Source organism: Mycobacterium colombiense, assembly GCF_001953985.1.
In the GTDB taxonomy this organism is placed as follows: domain Bacteria; phylum Actinomycetota; class Actinomycetes; order Mycobacteriales; family Mycobacteriaceae; genus Mycobacterium; species Mycobacterium colombiense_B.
This window is the reverse complement of record NZ_MBEI01000003.1, coordinates 1-2,786: the sequence shown is the minus strand read 5'-3', so window position 1 is coordinate 2,786 and position 2,786 is coordinate 1. Positions and strand designations below refer to the sequence as shown.

The 2,786-nt window shown below is 67.2% G+C and carries 1 protein-coding gene; it reads left to right on the top strand.

Annotated elements, in window-relative coordinates; genetic code table 11:
* The coding region (locus A5732_RS01045) for a non-ribosomal peptide synthetase (RefSeq protein ID WP_142256522.1) at window positions 1-2,786 on the top strand (2,786 nt) is incomplete at both ends.

Here is a 2,786-nt window from a genome sequence, read left to right as displayed (position 1 = left end):
GAACTGTTGGCCCGGGTACGCCAGCGCAGCCTGGCCGCCTACGAACACCAGGACGTGCCCTTCGAGGTGCTCGTCGAACGGCTGCAACCCGCGCGCAGCCTGGCGCATCATCCGCTGGTCCAGGTGGTGCTGGCCTGGCAGAACTTGCCCTGGCAGCACGACGGCCCCGCCGCCGGCCTGGAACTGGGCGACGTGCGGGTCACTCCGCTGCCGCTCGACACCCAGGTCGCGCGGATGGATCTGGTGTTCTCGCTCGCCGAACGCTGGACAGACGACGGCCGCCCGGCCGGCATCGGCGGCGCGGTCGAGTTCCGCACCGACGTCTTCGATCCGTCGACGATCGAAACGCTGATCGAGCGGTTCCATCGGGTGCTAACCGCCATGACGGCCGATCCCGCACAACGGCTTTCGTCGATCGACCTGCTCGACGAGGCCGAGCGGGAGCGGCTCGACGTTGCCGGCAACCGCGCGATCGTCACCGTGCCGCCGATGGGATTGGTGTCGATTCCTCCGTTGTTCGCCGCACAGGTGGCCTGGGCCCCAGGAGCGGTGGCGATCACCTGCGGCGAGCGATCGCTGACCTACCGTGAGTTGTACGAGTCCACAAACCGGTTGGCGCACTTGCTTTCTGAGCATGGGGCCCGCCCGGGTGAGCGGGTGGCCGTGGTGATCCCGCGGTCGGCCGAAGCGATCGTCGCGATTCTGGCGGTGCTCAAGACCGGGGCGGCCTACGTGCCGATCGATACGGGGGTGCCGACGGGGCGGTTGAACTTCGTGCTCGCTGATGCCGCGCCGATCGCGGCGGTGACCACTGCCGACTTGCGTCCTCGCCTGGACGGGTTCGACGGGGCGATCGTCGATGTCAATGACCCGGCCGTGTACACCCAGCCCACCACCGGCCTGCCGGTGCCGGCCGCGGACAGCATCGCGTACATCATCTACACCTCGGGCTCGACCGGTGTTCCCAAGGGAGTGGCGGTCACCCACCGCAATGTCACCCAGCTCCTGGAAGCGATCGATGCTCAGCTGAGCCCGGGCGACGTCTGGACGCAATGCCATTCGTTGGCGTTCGACTTTTCGGTCTGGGAGATCTTCGGGTCACTGCTGCACGGCGGGCGGCTGGTGATCGTTCCCGACGACGTGGTCCGATCGCCAGAAGACTTGCATGCCTTGCTGGTTGCCGAAGGCGTGAACGTGCTGAGCCAGACGCCGTCGGCGTTCTATGCGTTGCAGAGCGCGGATGCGTTGGCGCCCGAATCGGGTGAGCAGCTGAAGTTGCAGACCGTGGTCTTCGGTGGTGAGGCGCTGGAGCCGCACCGGTTGTCGACGTGGCTGCACCGCCACCCGGGTCTGCCCCGCCTGATCAATATGTATGGCATCACCGAGACCACGGTGCACGCCTCGTTCCGCGAGATCGTCGACGGAGACGTCGGCAGCAGCGCCAGCCCCATCGGGATTCCCCTGGCGCACTTGGGCTTTTTCGTGCTGGACGGCTGGCTGCGTCCGGTGGCCGCCGGAGTAGTGGGTGAGCTGTATGTCGCGGGTAGCGGCTTGGCCACCGGTTATCTGGGCCGTCAGGGCCTGTCGGCGTCGCGGTTCGTGGCCTGCCCGTACGCGACTCGGGGTGCGCGGATGTACCGCACCGGGGATCTGGTCCGCTGGGGCGCCGACGGGCAGCTGCAATACCTGGGACGTTCCGACGAACAGGTCAAGGTGCGTGGGTATCGCATCGAGTTGGGGGAAATCCACGCGGCGCTATGCGATTTGGACGGCGTCGAGCACGCGGCGGTGATTGCCCGCGAGGATCGGGCCGGCGAGAAGCGTCTCGTCGGCTATGTGACTGGAGCCGCTGATCCGACCGACATTCGGGCCCGGTTGGGTCAGCGGCTCCCCACATACATGGTGCCCTCGGCGGTGGTGGTGCTCGACGCGCTGCCGTTGACGGTCAACGGCAAGCTGGACATCCGCGCGCTTCCGGCGCCGGAATACTCCGACGCCGGCCACTACCGGGCGCCGGTGAGCGCGATCGAGGAGATCCTGGCCGGCATCTTCGTCCAGGTCCTGGGTGTCGAGCGGGTCGGTGTCGACGACTCCTTCTTCGACCTCGGCGGCGACTCGCTGTCGGCGATGCGTCTGATCGCAGCGGTGAATACCGCGCTGGATGCGGGGGTTTCGGTGCGGACGCTGTTCGAGGCACCCACGGTGGCGCAACTGGGGCCGCGACTCGGCGATGGCGGTGGGCAGAGTCCCCGCGTGCTGGCGGGCCCACGACCGGCGTTGGTGCCGTTGTCCTTCGCCCAGTCGCGGTTGTGGTTCATCGACCAGTTGCAGGGGCCCTCGCCGATGTACAACATGCCGGCGGCGCTGCGCATCCGCGGTCGATTGGATGTGGAGGCGCTGCACGCCGCGCTTGTCGATGTGGTGGCGCGGCATGAGAGCTTGCGCACGGTGTTTGCCGTCTCCGACGGGACACCGCGGCAGGTGGTGATACCCGCTGAGCGGGCGGACGTCGGGTGGGACGTAGTTGATGCCGCCGGTTGGTCACCGGCACGGATGGAGGAGGCTATTGATGGCGCGGCAAGTTACATATTTGATCTCGCAACCGAAGTACCCATACAAACACAGCTATTCCGTCGCGGCGATGACGAGCATGTGTTGGTGGCGGTGGTCCATCATATTGCTGCGGATGGTTGGTCGCTGAATCCACTTGTGCGCGATCTCGGGATCGCGTACGCCGGCCGGTGCGACGGCCGTGCGCCGGATTGGTCGCCGCTGGCGGTGCAGTA